Source organism: Lysobacter tyrosinilyticus (assembly GCF_054779815.1).
The window spans coordinates 539299-557126 of the sequence record NZ_BAAGXN010000003.1 but is presented as its reverse complement, the minus strand read 5'-3'; the positions used below and the strand labels follow the sequence as shown (position 1 = coordinate 557126).

At 64.3% G+C, this 17828-nt stretch carries 13 protein-coding genes; 9 read left to right on the top strand and 4 right to left on the bottom strand.

Going from position 1 to position 17828, the window contains the following annotated elements; genetic code table 11:
• Nucleotides 1-189 precede the first annotated feature (189 nt).
• The 6 genes from ACYVGK_RS09195 (at nt 190) to ACYVGK_RS09170 (ending at nt 9128) form a co-directional block, all read left to right on the top strand.
• The gene (locus ACYVGK_RS09195) at nt 190-966 is read left to right on the top strand and encodes a DeoR/GlpR family DNA-binding transcription regulator (RefSeq protein WP_460733060.1); all 777 of its coding nucleotides are present in this window, start codon (nt 190-192) and stop codon (nt 964-966) included.
• A 50-nt stretch (nt 967-1016) separates the two neighbouring features.
• Nucleotides 1017-3332, top strand: coding sequence for a family 20 glycosylhydrolase (locus ACYVGK_RS09190; RefSeq protein ID WP_460733059.1), 2316 nt, complete (start codon nt 1017-1019; stop codon nt 3330-3332).
• A 50-nt stretch (nt 3333-3382) separates the two neighbouring features.
• Nucleotides 3383-4684, top strand: coding sequence for a sugar MFS transporter (locus tag ACYVGK_RS09185; RefSeq protein WP_460733058.1), 1302 nt, complete (start codon nt 3383-3385; stop codon nt 4682-4684).
• 47 nt (nt 4685-4731) lie between these two features.
• Nucleotides 4732-6138: an alpha-L-fucosidase gene (locus ACYVGK_RS09180; protein ID WP_460733057.1), complete on the top strand. Its 1407-nt coding sequence runs from the start codon at nt 4732-4734 to the stop codon at nt 6136-6138.
• 100 nt (nt 6139-6238) lie between these two features.
• A complete protein-coding gene (locus tag ACYVGK_RS09175; protein WP_460733056.1) occupies nt 6239-8083 on the top strand; it encodes a glycoside hydrolase family 35 protein in 1845 nt (614 codons plus the stop codon).
• Between the two features lie 31 nt (nt 8084-8114).
• Nucleotides 8115-9128, top strand: coding sequence for a N(4)-(beta-N-acetylglucosaminyl)-L-asparaginase (locus ACYVGK_RS09170; protein ID WP_460733055.1), 1014 nt, complete (start codon nt 8115-8117; stop codon nt 9126-9128).
• 16 nt (nt 9129-9144) lie between these two features.
• On the opposite strand, the gene ACYVGK_RS09165 is transcribed toward ACYVGK_RS09170, so the two are convergent.
• Entirely contained in the window at nt 9145-9867 is a 723-nt protein-coding gene (locus tag ACYVGK_RS09165) for a copper homeostasis protein CutC (protein ID WP_460733463.1), read from the bottom strand.
• Between the two features lie 146 nt (nt 9868-10013).
• On the opposite strand from ACYVGK_RS09165, the gene ACYVGK_RS09160 reads away from it, so the two are divergent.
• From ACYVGK_RS09160 to ACYVGK_RS09150, 3 genes are read left to right on the top strand one after another with little or no spacing between them, the layout of a single operon-like run.
• Nucleotides 10014-11360 (top strand): alpha-L-fucosidase, encoded by a 1347-nt coding sequence (locus ACYVGK_RS09160; protein ID WP_460733054.1) that lies wholly within the window; start codon nt 10014-10016, stop codon nt 11358-11360.
• Between the two features lie 45 nt (nt 11361-11405).
• Nucleotides 11406-13067: a peptide-N4-asparagine amidase gene (locus ACYVGK_RS09155; protein ID WP_460733053.1), complete on the top strand. Its 1662-nt coding sequence runs from the start codon at nt 11406-11408 to the stop codon at nt 13065-13067.
• A 24-nt stretch (nt 13068-13091) separates the two neighbouring features.
• On the top strand, nt 13092-14123 hold the full coding sequence (locus tag ACYVGK_RS09150; RefSeq protein ID WP_460733052.1) for a glucokinase: 1032 nt from the start codon (nt 13092-13094) through the stop codon (nt 14121-14123).
• A gap of 30 nt (nt 14124-14153) precedes the next feature.
• Here ACYVGK_RS09150 and ACYVGK_RS09145 read toward each other — a convergent pair whose 3' ends face one another.
• The 3 genes from ACYVGK_RS09145 to ACYVGK_RS09135 form a co-directional block, all read right to left on the bottom strand.
• Nucleotides 14154-15161, bottom strand: coding sequence for a carbohydrate kinase family protein (locus tag ACYVGK_RS09145; protein ID WP_460733051.1), 1008 nt, complete (start codon nt 15159-15161; stop codon nt 14154-14156).
• 2 nt (nt 15162-15163) lie between these two features.
• Nucleotides 15164-16447, bottom strand: a complete 1284-nt coding sequence (locus ACYVGK_RS09140; RefSeq protein WP_460733050.1) for a sugar MFS transporter — start codon at nt 16445-16447, stop codon at nt 15164-15166.
• 75 nt (nt 16448-16522) lie between these two features.
• Nucleotides 16523-17557: a LacI family DNA-binding transcriptional regulator gene (locus ACYVGK_RS09135; protein ID WP_460733049.1), complete on the bottom strand. Its 1035-nt coding sequence runs from the start codon at nt 17555-17557 to the stop codon at nt 16523-16525.
• Nucleotides 17558-17828 lie beyond the last annotated feature (271 nt).

Sequence of the window (17828 nt, the reverse complement as noted above, 5' to 3'; positions counted from 1 at the left end):
GGGTCGGCCGGCAGGGCGTTGACAGTCGCGGATTGAAATGCGAAAACAAACGAAAGCAAACGAAGGCTAAGGCAAGCGCTGCGCGGGGGTCAAGCGTCGACGCTGCAGGGGGCCGGGCATTCGAATCTGGGGCAGCTACGCACGATGACGAAAGCGCCGACACGCAGGAAATCAGTTTCCTCAAAGCTATTGGGGGAAGATCGTCGGCGTCGCATCGTTGCCTGGATCAACGAGCGCGGCAGCGCGACGGTCAACGAAATGGCGCACGAATTCGGTGTGTCCACCGTGACCCTGCGTGCCGACCTGCAGGCGCTGGAGGAAAGCGGCGCCCTGGAACGTTCCCACGGCGGCGCGCTACCGGTGGCCAGCCGTGAAACCCCGATCACCGAGGCTCCGCTCAGCGTCAAGCGGGCGCGCTATCACGACGAGAAGGTCGACATCGCACGGGTCGCGGCCGCGATGATCCGCGACGGCGAGACCATCATCCTCGACTCGGGCAGTACGACGTTCGAGATCGCCCGCCTGCTCGGACAGCTCCCCCTGCGTTCGCTCACCGTGGTGACCAACGCGCTCAACATTGCGACCGAACTCGTCGACGGCCCTTCGCACATCCGGGTGCTGATGCTGGGGGGCGTATTGCGCCCGCTGTCGTATTCGATGGTGGGGCCGGATGCGGAGCTGACCCTGTCGCGAATCGTCGCCGACCGGCTGTTCCTTGGTGCCGACGCCGTCGATCCCGAGCTCGGCGTCACCACCGCCGATCCGACCGAGGCCCAACTCAACAGCCGCATGGTCGAAGTCGCGCGCGAAACCATAGTGCTTGCCGACGCCAGCAAGTTTGGCCGACGCAGTTTCTCGCGCATCGCCCCGTTGGAGGCGGTGCATTGCATCGTCACTGATCGCAAGGCGCCGCGGGAGCTGGTCGCTGCCTTCCGCAAGCGTGGCGTCGAGGTGCAGCTCGCATGAACTGCATGCGCTTGGCTCCGCCTATTCTCGCATCTGGAGATCGCTTCACGATGTCTCGTGCTTTCGCCGATCTGTTGCGTCCCGCGCTGGCATTGATGCTGCTTGCGACCGCCGCCTCGTCCGTTTCCGCTTCAACGCCTGCCCCGGTGATTCCGTTGCCTGCGAAGGTGACGCCGGCACGCGGTGCATTGGCGCTGAAGGCCGATGCGCAAGTAGTCGTGCCCAGTGGGGACCTCGGTGCGCGCAATGCGGCGGATTATTTCGTCGGGCTGATCGGGAGCAGTCGCGGGACCACACTGAAGATCACCGAGTCCCCAGGTAGCAGCGCGGGGACGCGTATTCGCTTCATTACCGATGCCTCGGCACCCGCAGGTGACGAAGCCTATGCCGTGTCGGTCACGCCTACCGGCGCCCAGGTGCGGGCGCGCTCGAGTGCCGGGTTGTTCTACGGCGGCATCACGTTGTGGCAGCTGATGACCGCGGATGGCGGCAACGGACTTCCAGTGTCCGTTCCGGCCACCCGCATCGAAGACGCTCCGCGCTTTACCTGGCGTGGCTTCATGCTCGATTCGGCCCGCCATATGCAAAGCGTCGACGAGATCAAGCGTCTCCTCGACCAGATGGCGCAGGCCAAGCTCAATGTCTTCCATTGGCACCTCACCGACGACCAGGGTTGGCGCCTGGAAATCAAACGCTATCCGAGACTGACGGATGTCGGTTCATGGCGCATTCCCGCGGGCAAGGCGGGGCGTGATGCCCGCGGCAAGCCGGTGCGCTATGGCGGCTACTACACCCAGGCGCAGGCGCGTGAGGTCGTCGCATACGCCGCGCAGCGCCATATCACCGTGGTGCCGGAGATCGAGCTGCCGGGCCATGCGCAGGCGGCGATCGCCGCGTATCCGCAATTCGGGGTGACCGGCAAGGCGCCGGTCGTATCGGCGGATTGGGGCGTGCATCCGTACCTGTACAACACGGACGACGCCACCTTCGCGTTTCTCGAAAACGTGCTTGGCGAAGTGATGGCGGTATTCCCGGGTACCTACATCCATATCGGCGGCGACGAGGCGGTGAAAGCGCAGTGGACGGCTTCGCCGCGGGTCCAGGCGCAGCGGCGTGCATTGGGTTTGGCGGACGAGCAGGCACTGCAGAGCTGGTTCATCAAGCGCATCGAACGCTTCATCGTCTCCAGGGGACGCAAGCTGATCGGCTGGGACGAAATCCTCGAAGGCGGCCTGCCTCCGGAAGCGACGGTGATGTCGTGGCGCGGCATCAAAGGCGCGGTCGAAGCGGCGAAGCAGGGCCACGACGTGGTGCTATCGCCGAGCAATCTCACCTATTTCAATCGCATGCAGGGCGATGGCATCGACGAGCCCCCGAGCCACGACTATCCGACACCGCTGCGGGCGGTTTACGACTTCGAGCCCATTCCGGGCGAACTGAGTACGGAAGAGGCGGTGCACGTACTCGGCACGCAGGCCAATCTGTGGACTGAACACGTGCGAACCGAGCCGCGTGTCGAGCACATGGCGTTCCCGCGTCTGGCGGCGTTGGCCGAGATCGCTTGGTCACCGCGCGAAGGTCGTAACTGGGACAGCTTCCTGCAGCGGCTCGCGCCGCAAATGCAACGCTATCGCGCGGCTGGCATCGCTGCGGCCGATAGCGCGTTCGCCGTTCGCTTCGACATCCAGCCGGCGGATGCGGAGCATGCGACTGTCGGACTCAGCAACCAGGTCGGGTTTGGCGAGCTTCGTTACACGCTCGATGGCAGCGCCCCGACGGCAGAATCTCCGCGCTACGAGCGTCCGCTCGCGGTCGCTCTGCAGGCAACGGTACGTGCAAATGCCTTCTTCGATGGACGTGCGCTGGCCGGCGAACGCAAGCAGGACGTGACTGCACAAGTTCTGCGGACCGCTTATGCCGAGCAGCTGCAGACTTGCTCCAAGGGGCTGGTGCTGCGCCTGGAGGACGACGAGCCGACCGGCGACCAGCGCGCCGTGGTGCCGGTCGACATCACCGATCCGTGCGTGATCTGGACGCAGGTTGATTTGACTGGCGCGAGCGCATTGCGCGTCGATGCCGTCGATCTGCCTTTCAACTTCCAATTCGGCACCGATCCGGTTCCTGGCCAGCTGAGCAGACAATCGACGCGTGCAGGCGAGATCGAAGTGAGGCTCGACGGCTGCCAGGGTCAATCCATCGGCACCGCGAGCATGGGCAACGCCCGCCGCAACGCGAGCGTCGCCGTGATCGACGTGCCTATCGCTGCCGCCGCCGGAAGGCACGACTTATGCCTGCGCTTCACCCGCGATCGCCACGGTCCGTTCTGGGCACTCGACCGGGTCCAGCTGCTGCCGGAAGCGCACTGACGCATCCATTCCATTCGTACCAAGCCACGCCCTTTTTTGAGGAAGTCTCTATGCTGGACAACGTGCGCAACACCTGGGTATCGATCGCCATCATTGGCGTGCTGTTCTTCGTCATGGGCTGGTTCACCTGGATCAATGGACCGCTGATCCAGTTCGTAAGGCTCGCCTTCGACCTGAGTACCTTCGCGGCCTTCCTGGTCACCTTCGTCTTCTACATCTCGTACTTCTGCTGGGCATTGCCGGCTTCCGTCATCCTGGATCGCACCGGAATGAAGAAGGGCATGGCGATTGCGTTGTGGGTGATGGCGGCCGGTGCGATCGCATTCGGCCAGTTCTGCGTCCAGCGCTGGTATCCAGGCGCGCTAGCCGGGCTCTTCATCATCGGTGCAGGCCTGGCGATCCTGCAGACCGCAGCGAACCCCTACATCAGCATCCTGGGCCCGATTGAAAGCGGCGCGCAGCGCATTGCGGTGATGGGCATCTGCAACAAGATCGCAGGCATGGCGGCGCCGTTCCTGCTGGGTACGCTGGTTCTGCACGGGATGGGCGACATCGCCGCCAAGGTCGCAGGCGCCGATGCCGGTACGAAGGAGCAGATCCTCGATAGTTTCGCCAGCGGCATCCACGGTCCTTATCTGCTGATGGCAGGTGTACTCGCCGTGTTGGGGCTGGGAATCCTGTTCTCTCCGCTGCCCGATGTGCGCGGCGAAGCGGAGGCAACTAAGGCGCAAGGCGGCGGCGGGAAGCTTTCCGACCACCCGCACGTGTGGCTGGGTGCGTTTGCGATCTTCATGTACGTTGGCGCTGAAGTCATGGCAGGCGATGCAGTCGGCGTATACGGGCGTGAAGCCGGAATTCCGCTGGACCAGACCAAGTTCTTCACGATGTATACCCTCGGCGCGATGCTGCTTGGTTACGTCGTCGGCTTCATTCTCGTTCCGCGGTTCGTCACGCAGCAGCGATACCTCGCGTTTTCTTCGGTTCTCGGCATCCTGCTGACCCTCTGCGCCTACGTCGCCAGTGGCTACGCGTCAGTCGTCTTCATTTTCGCTCTTGGCTTTGCCAACGCGATGATGTGGCCTGCGATATTTCCGCTGTCGATTCATGGTTTGGGTCGCCTAATCGAAAGAGGTTCGGCCCTGCTGATCATGGGCATCGCGGGCGGCGCTCTGGTCCCGCAACTGTTCGCGCTGCTGCTCGACCGCGCGCCCGGACAGTTCCAGTTGTGGTTTTTCGTTCTGATGCTTCCTTGTTACCTGTACATCCTGTACTTCGCCCTGTACGGACATCGCGTACGTCCTCGCATTGGTGGCGGCGCATCGGAGGCCTCTGCTAGCCGCGCGGGAGCGTGACCTTGCTTTCGCGTAGGACGTTCCTAGCAGCTACAGGCGGTGCGGCGATGGCCGCTTCAGTGCCGGCGGCTGCGCACGACGAATTGAGGACGGCCGAGGCAACTGCCAGTCGTCCGCGGCCGACGCCGTCGCAACTCGCATGGCAGCGCGAGGAGCTGGCGATGTTCGTCCACTTCACCGTGAACACTTTCACGGGCAAGGAGTGGGGCGACGGCAGCGAAAGCCCGGCGATTTTCAATCCGGGCAAGCTGGACGCGCGTCAATGGGCGCGCACGGCCAAGCGCGCCGGCTTCGGCAGCATGATCCTGACCGCCAAGCATCACGACGGCTTCTGCCTGTGGCCCACGCGCACGACCGAGCACTGCGTGCGCAATAGTCCCTGGCGTGATGGCAAAGGCGACGTCGTGCGCGAGTTTGTCGAAGCGTGTCGTGCGGAAGGGCTGGGTGTCGGCTTCTACCTGTCGCCCTGGGACCGCAACGCACGCAGCTATGGCCAGGGCGTGGCTTACAACGATTTCTACCTAGCCCAGCTCGAGGAATTGTTGGGCAACTACGGCGAACTGGCCGAAATCTGGTTCGATGGCGCCAATGGCGAAGGCCCCAACGGCAAGCGGCAGGCCTACGACTGGCCACGCATCCATGCGGCGGTACGCCGACTGCAACCGCATGCGGTCATCTTCAGCGACAGCGGACCCGACGTGCGTTGGATCGGCAACGAACGCGGCGAGGCGGGCACGACGTGCTGGAACACGGTCGATTCTGCACGCGTTCCTCATGCAGGCTTCGACGCCGTGTGGGTGTCGGAAGCATTGATGCAGGGCGATCCCCGTGGCGGCGTGTGGCGACCGGGCGAGGCCGATGTGTCGATCCGCCCCGGCTGGTTCTGGCATGCCGAAGAGAACGACAAAGTTCGCAGCTCGGCCGATCTGATGGAGCTGTACTTCAAGTCGGTGGGGCGCAACGGCAAGCTGCTGCTCAACGTGCCGCCGACCACCGAAGGACGCTTTCACGAGCGCGATGTGCAGGCGCTCGAAGCGTTTTCCACAACGCGGCGTAGCCTGTTTGCGCACGACCTGCTCCAGGGGGCGCGCGTTCGCGCCAGCGGCGGCACGACTCCGGAAGCAGTGCTCGATGCGGCAGCAGGCCGACATTGGCGGGCGCCGACCGGCTCGAATGCGGGCTGGGTCGAATTCGAATCAACGACACCGCTGACGTTCGACGTGCTGCGCCTGGAAGAGGCGATCGAACACGGTCAGCACATCGCCAATCATCGCGTCGACATCTGGCAGGACGGAGTCTGGCGGACGGTGCATTGGGGCACCACGATTGGGAACGCCCGGCTGGCCCGCTTCGCGCCCTGCACGGCATCGCGAATCCGCGTTGTCGTCGAATTCGCGTACGACGCGCCCCGGCTCAGTCGAGTCGCTCTGTTCCGCGATCCGCTGGCGTCATGAAGAGCCTGACGTTCGCAGGTGCCGGTACACGGCACTTCAGCCACACGCGCGCTTCCGCTATTGCGGATCGCACCACTGCATCATGCGGGAGCGGTATCTGATGAAGACGCGTCTGATCGTGTTGTTGCTTCTTCTGTTGATCGGCATACAGGGCAATCTGCATGCAGCCGCCCCGGTCCAGCACACGTTCGGCTGGAAAGGCGAAGACTTTCTCCTCGATGGAAAGCCCTTCGTGATCCGCGGCGGGGAGATGCATTTCAGCCGCATCCCACGCGAGCACTGGCGCGATCGCCTGCGCATGCTCAAGGCCATGGGGCTCAATACCGTCGGGACGTATCTGTTCTGGAATCTGCACGAGCCCCATCCTGGCCAATTCGATTTCGAGGGCAGCAACGACATTGCCGCGTTTGTCCGCATCGCGCAGGAAGAAGGATTGTGGGTGATCATCCGGCCAGGACCCTATAGCTGCGCCGAATGGGAATTTGGTGGCTTTCCGTCCTGGCTGTTGAAGACGCCCGACATGCGCGTGCGCACTTCGGATCCACGCTATGTCGCGGCCGTGACCCGCTACCTGCACGAAGTCGGCAAACAGCTCGCACCGCTGCAAGTCACCCACGGCGGGCCGATCATCATGGTGCAGGTCGAGAACGAGTACGGCTCGTTCGGCGGCGACATGGGCTACAAGACGAGCGTCCGCGACGCCCTGGTGGAGGGCGGCTTCGATGTCACGTTGTACACCGCCGATGGCGCCACGCCGAAGATGCTGGGCGGCGGTACGCTGCCCGACGTGCTGTCCGTAATCAACTTCGGAGACGACCCGGCCGGCAACTTCGCCGAATTCGCCAAGTTCCGCAGCAATGTGCCGCGCATGGCCGGCGAGTACTACCCTGGTTGGTTCGATCACTGGGGGGAGGAACACCACACCGGCGACCTCGCCAATGTCCTACGCGACATCGGCTGGATGCTGGAACGGAAGGTGTCCTTCAGCCTGTACATGTTCCATGGCGGCACCACCTTCGGTTTCATGAATGGTGCGAACTACAGCGAGAAGGAGCCCTTCCAGCCCGATACCAGCAGCTACGACTACGGCGCGCCGCTGGATGAAGCCGGTCGCCCCACGCCTGCCTATCACGCTTTGCGCAAGCTCATCGGCCAGCATCTGGCGCCAGGCGAAACGCTGCCGCCGGTGCCGCCGTCGCCCGCGATGATCGCCATCCCGCGTTTCACGCTGGCGCAATCGGCCCCGCTGGCTGCGCTGCTTACCGAGCCGCCGCGGCGCGCCGTGCGTCCGCTGACGATGGAGGAACTCGACCAGTCCTATGGCTTCGTCTGGTACCGCACGCGCCTGCCGGGGAAAGGCAAAGGCCTGCTCGAATTCGGCGACGTGCGCGACATGGCCCTGGTGTATCGGGCGGGCAAGCCGCTCGGCGTACTGGATCGACGCAAGGGGCAGCGCAGCATCGAACTCGATGCCAGCGCCGACCAGCCGCTCGATCTGCTGGTCGAGAACATGGGGCGCATCAACTACGGTGCCCGGCTGATGGATGAGCGCAAAGGCCTGATCGGCCCTGCGCGCTTCGGCAACAAGCCGCTGCTCGAATGGGAAATGTATCCATTGCCGCTGGACGACCTGTCCGGGCTGCAATTCCGCGACGGTGACATCGCTGCGCCCGCGTTCCATCGCGGTGCATTCAATGTGGGCAAGCGGGGCGACAGCTATATCGACTTGCGCGGCTGGGGCCGGGGTCATGTGTGGATCAATGGCCACCATCTGGGGCGCTATTGGCGCATCGGCCCACAGCAGAGCCTGCTGGTGCCGGCGGAATGGTTGCAGCGCGGCCGCAATGAAATCGTCGTGCTCGAGCTTGAATCCGGTGGTCAGCGCACCGTGCAGGGACTGACCAATCCCGTCTTCGAAACGCACGCGGAAACCAGCGTGCCGTGAGCAATACGTCCATCTTCCTGGGAGTAATTCCATGACCGACCGTCGCCGCTTCCTGCAATCAAGCCTGCTTTCTGCCACTGCGCTGGCGTTGCCCGCGGGCGTAGTGCTCGCAGCGAACAAGACCGTGAACAAGCCGGCCAAGGCGTCACGCGTCCGCGTCGTCTCCACATGGGACTTCGGCGTCGGCGCCAATCAAGCCGCGTGGCAGAAGCTGCTGGCAGGCGGCTCCGCGCTGGACGCCGTGGAAACCGGAGCGCGTTGGGCGGAAGGCACGCTCTGCAACACGACCGTGGGCCACTGCGGCTACCCCGATCGCGACGGGGTGCAGACGCTGGATGCAAGCATCATGGATGGCGACGGCCGCTGCGGTTCGGTGGCCGCGCTGCAGGACATCCTGCATCCGGTTTCGGTGGCGCGCGCGGTGATGGAGAAGACGCCGCACGTGATGCTGGTGGGCGAGGGCGCGCAGCAGTTCGCCGTGCAGCAGGGATTCGAGAAGCAGTCGCTGCTCACGCCCGAAGCGAAGGCGGCATGGCAGGACTGGTTGAAGACAGCGCAGTATCGCCCGCAGATCAACGCCGAGCGCGCGAAGGTGCCAGGCAACAAGGAAAACCACGACACGCTGGGCATTCTCGCGCTCGACGCAAACGGTCACCTGGCCGGCGCCTGCACTACCAGCGGCATGGCGTGGAAGATGCACGGCCGCGTCGGCGACAGTCCGATCGTTGGCGCCGGCCTCTACGTGGATAACGAAGTGGGTGCGGCGACCGCTTCAGGCGTCGGCGAGGAGATGATCCGCAACGCAGCGAGCTTCCTCGTCGTCGAACTCATGCGCCAGGGGCGTTCGCCGATGGACGCCTGCCGCGAGGCGATCGAGCGCGTGGTGAAGAAGCGCCCCGAGGCCAGCAAGACCCTGCAGGTGTGCTTCCTGGCGATGAATCGTGACGGCGAAGTCGGTGCCTTCGCCCTGCACAAGGGATTCGTCTACGCCGTGTGCGATGCCGACAAGCAGGATGCCTTGCTCGATGCGCGATCGGTCTATTGATACAGACGCCGCGGCGTCATGCTCCGTGGAGCGCCGCGACGATGTTCCGGACAGTATTCATGTCGGTGCGGGTTTCGCCACCGACCATCCCCAGTGCTTGCCTGGGTACATGACGCACGATGGAGGGCAGGGTGCGCTTGGCCGACGCGTGGAATTCGCGCGCGCCGGTACTGGCGCGCAGCGCGGCGATGTTGCCGGCTTCGATGCCGGCGCCGGGCATCACGCTGATGCGTCCCGCGGCGCGCAGCACCATTTCGTGCAGCAAGCCGGCGCCCTGCGGTGCGCTGGGCTCCGCGCCCGAGCTGAGTACGCGCTCGCAGCCCAGGGAGATCGCGTCCTCCAGCGATTGCAGGGGATCGCGGCTCACGTCGATGGCGCGATGAAAGGTCACGCCCAAGCCCTGGGCGGCGGACAGCAGCGTCGCGCAACGCGGCCGGTCCACATTGCCGTCGACATCCAGCATGCCCAGGACCACGCCGTCGCATCCCATCGCGACGCAGGCTTCGATGTCACGCAGCATCGTGGCGCATTCGTCGTCGTCATAGACGAAATCGCCGGCGCGCGGACGCACCAGCACGTAGAGCGGAATCCGCAACCGCTCGCGCGCGAGCGCGATCTGGGCGTGGGATGGCGTCAATCCACCCAGTTCGAGAGCGGTGCACAGCTCGACACGGCCAGCGCCGCCTTCCTGTGCGGCCATCGCGGACGCCACCGAGTTGGCGGCCACTTCCAGCAGCAGTTCCTGCGACATGTTCGTTATGGACTCCTGGAGCGCGGCGAGGCCGGTATGCACAGCCGACACATTAGCGTCAGTCCAACCACCAGACCAAGTGATCGATCAAGTGGTCGTTTGGCTAAGTGCCCTTTTGGGAGTCCAACAGCGTCATGAAACAGTTGCTCGCATCCGCCGTGCTTGCCGTGGGCTTCCTGAGCGGCACAGCCGCTGCGCAGACGTCCCCGCCAGCGACCGCCTCTACCCAGACGCAACGCATGCAGTGGTTCGAAGATGCCAAGCTGGGGATCTTCATCCATTGGGGCGTTTATGCGGCCCACGGCACTAGCGAGTCGTGGTCATTCTTCAACGGAGAGACCACGTGGTCGCAATACATGCGACAGAAGAAGGATTTCACCGCGCGCAACTACGACCCGCAGGCCTGGGCCGACCTGATCAAACGCAGCGGCGCGCAATATGCGGTGCTGACCAGCCGCCACCATGACGGCGTGGCGTTGTGGAATTCGCGGCAGGGACTGAATGTGGTGAAGGATACGCCCGCTAAGCGTGATCTCGTCGCGCCCTTCGTCGACGCGCTGCGCAAGGACGGCCTAAAGGTAGGCCTGTATTACTCGCTGCCGGACTGGTCGTACACCGACTACGACGTGTTCACCCGCGAACGCAAGCGCTATGACTCCGCCAAAGATCCGGCGCGCTGGCAGCGCTACCTCGCGTACTACCAGGACCAGGTGCGCGATATCGGCGAACGGTACAACCCCGATCTGTACTGGTTCGACGGTGACTGGGAACACAGCGCGCAGCAATGGCAGGCAGACAAGGTTCGTCGCATGATCCTCGACCGCAACCCAGACGCGATCATCAATTCGCGCCTGCCAGGCAATGGCGACTACGGCACGCCGGAGCAGGGCGTGCCGATCCAGCGCCCGACAGACCGCTATTGGGAGCTGTGCCTGACCATGAACATGTCCTGGGGCTTCCGTCCCACGGACAACGAGTACAAGACGCCGGGGCAGCTGATTCGCATCTTCGCCGACACGATCTCAATGGGTGGCAACCTGCTGCTTGATATCGGCCCACGCGAGGATGGCAGCATCGACGAACGCCAGGTGCGCATCCTGGAAGAGTTCGGCCGCTGGACCGGTAAGCATGGCGAAGCGATCTACGGCACGCGCGCGGGCATTCCGCTCGACTACTTCCACGGTCCGAGCACGCTTTCGGCCGATGGGCGCACTTTGTATCTGTTCCTGGATGGCCAGCCGAACGAGGATGTCGTGATCAAGGGCCTGGACAACCAGGTGCAGCGCGCACGTGTCCTCGGCGCCGGTGTCGACGCGGGTCACCGCGTGGTCGGCAAGTACAGCTGGAGCAAGGTGCCCGGGCTGCTTTATCTCGATATTCCAAAGGCAGGGCTCGACCCGGTCGTTACCGTGGTGGCGCTTGAGCTGGACAAGCCGGTGTCGTTGTTCGCCGAACAAATCAAGCCGATCGAGAGCAACTGATAGTTGTCGCGCTCACGTTGTTGATCCTCTGAGGAAGCCATCCGAATGACCCTTCGCTTTTTGCTGCCGTTGTCCTTGGTACTGTCCGCCCCTTTCGCGACCGCCGCCACGGTGCCCGAAAAATTCGGCGACGACCACGACGATCCCCGCATCGCGAATCCGACCGTGCCGCGTCCGGCGACACGCGGATGCACAATCCAAATCGTCGATCACGGCTTCGACACCTTCGATCCCGCGCGCGGGCGCGTGGATGCAGCCGCGACGTGTCCGGGACCGTGGCAGCGCGTCGTGCTTGAAATGGATGGCGAGGTCGCCGGTCGCCAATACGACCGCATGGGCTACCTGCAGATTGGCGGCGCTACCGTGTTCCGCACCAGTTCGCCCGAGCCTTCGCGCGAAGGTATTCGCTGGCACGTGGAGAAGGACCTCACCGATTACGCCCCGTTGCTGTCGCGACCGCAACCCTTGGAAATGCACCTGGGCAACGTGGTCAACGAGACCTACACGGGCATCTTCAAGATCAAGGCGCGGCTGGTGTTCTATCCGGCCGATCGCACGCATCCGGCAGCGGTTACTGCCGACATCGTGGCGCCGCTCGCGGATGTACGTGAAGTGGGTACCGAAACCGTGGGCCAGCTGAGTATTCCCGCGAATACCGAACGCTTGCTGCTGGACGTCTACGCCACCGGGTCGGGCGGAGGATGCGAGGAATTCTGGTACGACGCCGCGCCGCCGGATCCGTCGATCGGCGAGTACTGGTGCAAGGCGCCGCAGGGTCCGTATCGCGAAGTACAGGTGCTGATCGACGACCGGATCGCCGGCATCGCCGCGCCCTATCCGCACATCTACACGGGTGGCTGGTCGAATCCATATCTGTGGTACGCCATTCCGGCGCCGCGCGCTTTCGACATCCGTCCGCTGCGCTTCGAGCTCACACCCTTCGTCGGCGTGTTGAATGATGGGAAGGTGCACCTAGTGCGATTGCGCGTTGCCGGTATTCCCGAAGAGGGCAAGGGTTGGGCGTTGAACCCGGTCGTGCACGTTTGGCGCGATGCAGGTTCGACCGCGACCCAGGGCAAGCTGCTGCAGACAACGCTCGCGGCTCCGTCGTTGGAGAACAAGCTGCAGGGCGGTGAGGGCCGCCATCACCTTCGCACTCGTGGACAGAGTCGTTTCGTTGCAAGCGGCGTGCTGAATACGTCGCACGGCCGCGTGCAAACCTCGGTCGAAAGGGGCCTGGACAGCGAGCTTGATCACTACTGGAGCGACGACGATGCCCACGATGGCTTGCGTGCAAACTGGGGCGATCGCGAGGTCGTCACGCGCCGGATCGACAACGGGCCATTGCATGCTGAAACCCGGAACATTCGCTTCGGTATCGAAGGCGCGATCGACACCGCCAAGGTGAATGGCAAGCCGCGCCTGACCACGACGCTGGCGCTGAACGACGACAGCGAGCTGCGCCAGAGCGAGGACGAGCGCGTTACCGCGTGGGACGAAAAGCGCGACCGCTTCGACGGGGCCGCTTCGTATACCGGTGACGTTCCGCGCGACGAGCGCAATGCGACCGGGAATTCGCGCCAGGAATTCCTGCAGCGCGACAGCAATGGAGGCTGCGAACGGCGCATACTGCGCAGCCTAAATGGCCGTTTCGTCGAGGACACGCAAGGTTGCGGCACCTCGGAGACATCGACGAGAAAGCAGTGATGACGGATTGGCAGTTCAGTCGCGATGGGAGCGAGTTCTAGTATGGAAAACCCCGCAATCCCTTCCGCAGCCGGGCTTTCGGCACGGCAGGGTGGCCCGTTTCTTGCTGCGGATGTAGGCGGTACGCATGCTCGGCTCGCGTTGGTTCAGCACCGGCCGGATGGTTCGATCGAGATCATCGACCACCACAAGTACGCTTGCGCTGATTTTCCGGGCCTGACGGCGATCGTCTCCGATTTCCTGGCCGCGCCAGGACGCGGCCCTGTGCATGACGCGGCCATCGGCTGCGCGGGCATGCGCCGCGACGATCTGGTGATCAGCATCAACCTGCCGTGGCCGATTTCGCTGTCGGAATTGCGCGCACTCGGGATCGAGCGTGTTGCCGCGGTCAACGACTTCGTCGCGGTCGCGAATGCCGTGCAGTGTATGAATCCAGGCAACAGCGTCCTGCTCAGTGGTCCCGGCATCGTGGCCGCCGATGGGCCGATGCTGGTGATTGGTCCCGGTACCGGGTTGGGCGCGGCCTATCGCGTGCCGAATGGCGCACAGGCATTGGTGGTGCCGAGCGAGGCCGGGCAGATGGCATTCGCGCCGGGCAATGCGCGCGAGATCGCCGTGCTCGCGAAGATGCTGGAAGCCGCGTCGCACGTGTCCAACGAACAGATCGTTTCCGGCCCCGGCCTGCTCAAGGTCTACAAGGCACTGTGTTCAATCGACGGCGTCACGTCGCGCCAGGCGTCGCCGGCTGACGTGGTCGATGCTGCGCGTGCGGGAGAAGACGCGCATGCCGTCGAAGCGGTACGGATCTTCTGCGACGTGCTCGGCAGTCTGTTGGGCGATCTGGTGATGGTGGCCGGCGCGACTAGCGTCTATATCGCCGGCGGGATCATGCCGAAGATCCGCGACTTCATCGACGGCAGCCATTTCCGTGCGCGCTTCGCCAACAAGGGCGTGATGCGCACGCTGATGGAACAGGTGCCGGTGTGGCTGATCGACAACCCGCACAAGGGCGTAATCGGCGCGGCGTCGTGGTATCTCGCGCAGCCCGGTATCTGAAACCGGAGCAACGTTGAGCCGCCCTGTCTGCTAGACAGGGCTTTCAAGCAGAAGCGCGACTTCGTCCAGGCGGGGAAGGGCGGCGAAGGCGCCATGTCGCGTAACGGTCAGCGCGCCGCAGCCGGCGGCGAAGCGCAGGCTGTCGACAAGTGCGGTGCGGTCCGCTATGAAACTTGAAAAGGCCGCGCTGTCCACGCCGCGCGTCTGCAACTGGTACAGCAGGCCGCCGATGAAAGCATCGCCGGCGGCGGTGGTGTCGACGGCGCTGACGACAAAGGTCGGCAACTCACCGTGGTCCTCGCGCGTGTGCCAGCACAGCGGCGCCGCGCCATCCGTGACTACCACCATGCGGGCGGTTTCCAGCAAGCGCGTAATGACCCGTGTCGAACCACCGGGTTCGCGCGCGGTCAGGTATTCGAGTTCGTTGCCGGCGAGCTTCACCAGGTCCGCCGCTGCGAGTGCACGCCATAGCCAAGGCAGCGGATCGACGTCGGCGGGCCACAGGGCAGGGCGCAGATTGAGGTCGATGCTCACCAGTGCGCCGTGATGGCGTGCGCGCGCCATGCCTTCCAGCGTGACTTCTGCGATGCCCGGTTCGGTCAGGCTGTTGCTGCAGACGTGGAAGATCGACGTGCGTGCGAAGCACTCTTCGTCGAAGTCATTGGCACCGAACAACAGGTCGGCAGCCGGCGGGCGGTAGAAGCTGAAGCTGCGTTCGCCCTCGGCATCCAGGGAGACGAAAGCCAATGCGGTCTTCGCCGCATCGGTGCGGCGTACATAGCGCGTACCGACCCCGGCGTCGTCCAGGCTACGCAGCAGGAAGTCGCCGAACATGTCGGCGCCCAGCATGCCCACGAACTGGGCGCGGCCACCCAGCCGTGCCACCGCGACCGACGCGTTGGCCGGTGCGCCGCCGGCGTGCTGGATAAAGGCGCGTGGCGCGCCCGAATCGCCTCCCGTTGCCAGGAAATCGATCAGTGCCTCGCCAAAACAGACAATCTCGCCCTTCACGCCCATGTAGTCCTTGCCGTCAACCATCGTTATTGAGCCGCCGTATCCGCGATGTTACGGCGTGAGCCGCGCAATCCGTACCAGATGATGTAGGCATAGCAGAGCGCTGGGAGCACGAAGGCAAAGCGCAGGCCGGTCGTTTCGTTGCCGCTCGCGGCCTGGATGGTGTCAACCAGGTGCCCCTGCAGGAACGGGATCACCGCGCCGCCGAAGATCGCCATCACCAGCAAGCTCGATGCCTTCGGCACCAGCGGACCGAGGCGATCAATGACCAGAGTGAAGATGGTCGGGAACATGATCGAGTTGAACAGGCCGATCGCGATCACGCTCCACATCGCCAGCGGGCCGTGTACCAGCATCGTGGTGAGCAGCAGGGCCACGTTGACCACGGCATAAGTGCCGAGCATGCGGCGCGGATCGAACTTCAGCAGCAATGCCGCTCCGACGAAGCGACCAATCATTGCAGAGCCCCAATACATCGAGATGTAGCGGCCCACGTCTTCGCGCGCGATCGCGCCGACGTCCGGACGCATGGCGTAGTTGGCGAGGAAGCTGCCGACGGTCACCTCGGCGCCCACGTACAAGAAGATCGCCAGCACACCCCAGCGCACATGCTTGTACTTGAGCACTTCGCGGAAGGTGTGGTGCTGCGGGTCGGCCTTTTCGGTCGCTTCTGCGTGCGCGGGCAGGCGGAACATCGCGACGATCACGGCCAGCACGATGAGTGCGGAGGCGACGCCGAGGTACAGCGGCTGCACGGTGTGCACGCGTTCGGCGGCGGGCAGTAATTCAAGCTGCTTTGCGCTCAGATGCGTCGCGCCCAGGACGAGCGCACCGCCCACCCACGGGCCGATGGTGTGGCCGACGGAATTGATCGCCTGGGCGAGATTGAGCCGGCTGGGTGCGCGTTCCGGCGCACCCAGCAGCGCGACGTAAGGATTCGCCGAGCATTGCAGCAGCACAACGCCGCTGGCCAGGATGAACAGTGCGATCAGGAACATCATGTACACGCCCATCTGCGCCGCCGGCAGGATGAGCAATGCACCGGCGCCGGCCACGAGCAGGCCGATGACGATGCCGGCCTTGTATCCGACGCGAGCCACCACGGCACCGGCAGGCACCGCCATCACCAGGTAGGCGCCGAAGAAGCAGAACTGCACCAGCATCGCCTGCCAGTACTTGAGTTCGAACACGGCCTTGAGGTGCGGAATCAGGACGTCGTTCAACTCGGTGATGAAGCCCCACATGAAGAAGATTGCGGTGACTGCCGCAAACGCGAGGCGGTTGTTGCCGTTCGATGATGAGGTGGTCATTCAGGGATTCCTGCGATGGCGCTGCGAAGTAGCCGCCTGGTGCAGGCAGCCGGCTGTGGCGTTACAGGGAGTGGATTACGGAGGAGGGCAGGTGCTGGAGCGCACGACCAGGTCGACCGAAGCGATGACCGGCGTGTGCTCGGCCTGCGGATTGCGTACGCGTTCGAGTGCGAGCTTTGCGGCTTGACGGCCACGTGCGCGCGGATCGGCGCCGAGCGTGGTCAACGGCGGCGTGCTTACGGCGGCTTCGGGAATATCGTCGAATCCCGTCACCGCGAAGTCATGACCAGGCTGCCGACCGCGACGGGTGAGACCGAGCGTGAGGCCGAGTGCGACGGCATCGTTGTAGCAGACCGCTGCCGTGGGAGCCGGATCGCGCACGAACAGCGCGCCGGTTTGCGCGGCGGCCTCCAGGCGCGTGGGAGCGCATTCGATCGTCCATTGCGGTTCGGGTTCGATGCCCTTGGCGCGCATGGCGTCCATGTAGCCCTGGCGGCGTTCGCGGCAGGAGCTGGAATCCTGATGGCCACCGAAGAACGCGATGCGGCGATGGCCTAGTTCCAGCAGATGCTCGGTGGCGCGCCGCGCACCGGCGCGGTTGTCGAGACCGAGGAAGTCGTAGATGAAATCCGACGGTGCATCGCCGGTCAGATGTCGGTTGAACACCAGCAGCGGCGTCGACGGACCGATTGCGCGTGCGATGCGCGCCGCGTCGCTGACTTCGGCAGGCGAAAGAATGATCGCGGCCGGGTGGTATTCCACCAGCGACGCGAGCACCGCCTGCTGACGTTCCGCGGACTCGCCGCTGCTGCCGAGCAGGGTGACGTAACCGGCGGCCGCCAGCGCTTCGTCGACTCCTGCGGCGAATTCGGCGAAGAACGGGTTGGACAGATCGTTGATCACCAGCGCGACGCTGGAGGACTCGCGACGACGCAGACCGGCGGCGGCGCGGTTGTAGACATACCCCTGCCGGCGCATCTCTTCCTTGACCCGCTCGCGGGTTTCCGCGTGTACCAGCGGACTCTCCCGCAGGACCAGCGAAACCGTAGCCCGGGACACCCCACAGGCCTCCGCAATGTCGTTCAACGTTACCTTGCGGCCGGCGGCCATCGATGTCCCCTGATTTCGATTTTTTAGATCGATTTATCCGGCATCCTGAACTCTTGAACTGTCGCCTGCAAGAGGTATGGAGCCGCCGGCCAGGCTAGCTCCTACCGCCTCGCAGTGCAGCAAATTCAGGGCTTTTGTCGAAGGAGGCCCGTCGGCGGGCTCCGCAGGAGGGTCGGCATCGACCGGCGGGACATGCCCCCCTGTTGCAAACTGGATTTAGATCGCTCTAAATTGTGATTGTCGTCACAAAGAGCCTCTTGGCTTGTCGCGT

Coding starts and splice junctions, on each gene's coding strand:
- ACYVGK_RS09190 (WP_460733059.1), top strand. CDS start 1,017: ATGTCTCGTGCTTTCGCCGATCTGTTGCGTCCCGCGCTGGCATTGATG.
- ACYVGK_RS09185 (WP_460733058.1), top strand. CDS start 3,383: ATGCTGGACAACGTGCGCAACACCTGGGTATCGATCGCCATCATTGGC.
- ACYVGK_RS09180 (WP_460733057.1), top strand. CDS start 4,732: ATGGCCGCTTCAGTGCCGGCGGCTGCGCACGACGAATTGAGGACGGCC.
- ACYVGK_RS09175 (WP_460733056.1), top strand. CDS start 6,239: ATGAAGACGCGTCTGATCGTGTTGTTGCTTCTTCTGTTGATCGGCATA.
- ACYVGK_RS09170 (WP_460733055.1), top strand. CDS start 8,115: ATGACCGACCGTCGCCGCTTCCTGCAATCAAGCCTGCTTTCTGCCACT.
- ACYVGK_RS09160 (WP_460733054.1), top strand. CDS start 10,014: ATGAAACAGTTGCTCGCATCCGCCGTGCTTGCCGTGGGCTTCCTGAGC.
- ACYVGK_RS09155 (WP_460733053.1), top strand. CDS start 11,406: ATGACCCTTCGCTTTTTGCTGCCGTTGTCCTTGGTACTGTCCGCCCCT.
- ACYVGK_RS09150 (WP_460733052.1), top strand. CDS start 13,092: ATGGGAGCGAGTTCTAGTATGGAAAACCCCGCAATCCCTTCCGCAGCC.
- ACYVGK_RS09145 (WP_460733051.1), bottom strand. CDS start 15,161: ATGGTTGACGGCAAGGACTACATGGGCGTGAAGGGCGAGATTGTCTGT.
- ACYVGK_RS09140 (WP_460733050.1), bottom strand. CDS start 16,447: ATGACCACCTCATCATCGAACGGCAACAACCGCCTCGCGTTTGCGGCA.
- ACYVGK_RS09135 (WP_460733049.1), bottom strand. CDS start 17,557: ATGGCCGCCGGCCGCAAGGTAACGTTGAACGACATTGCGGAGGCCTGT.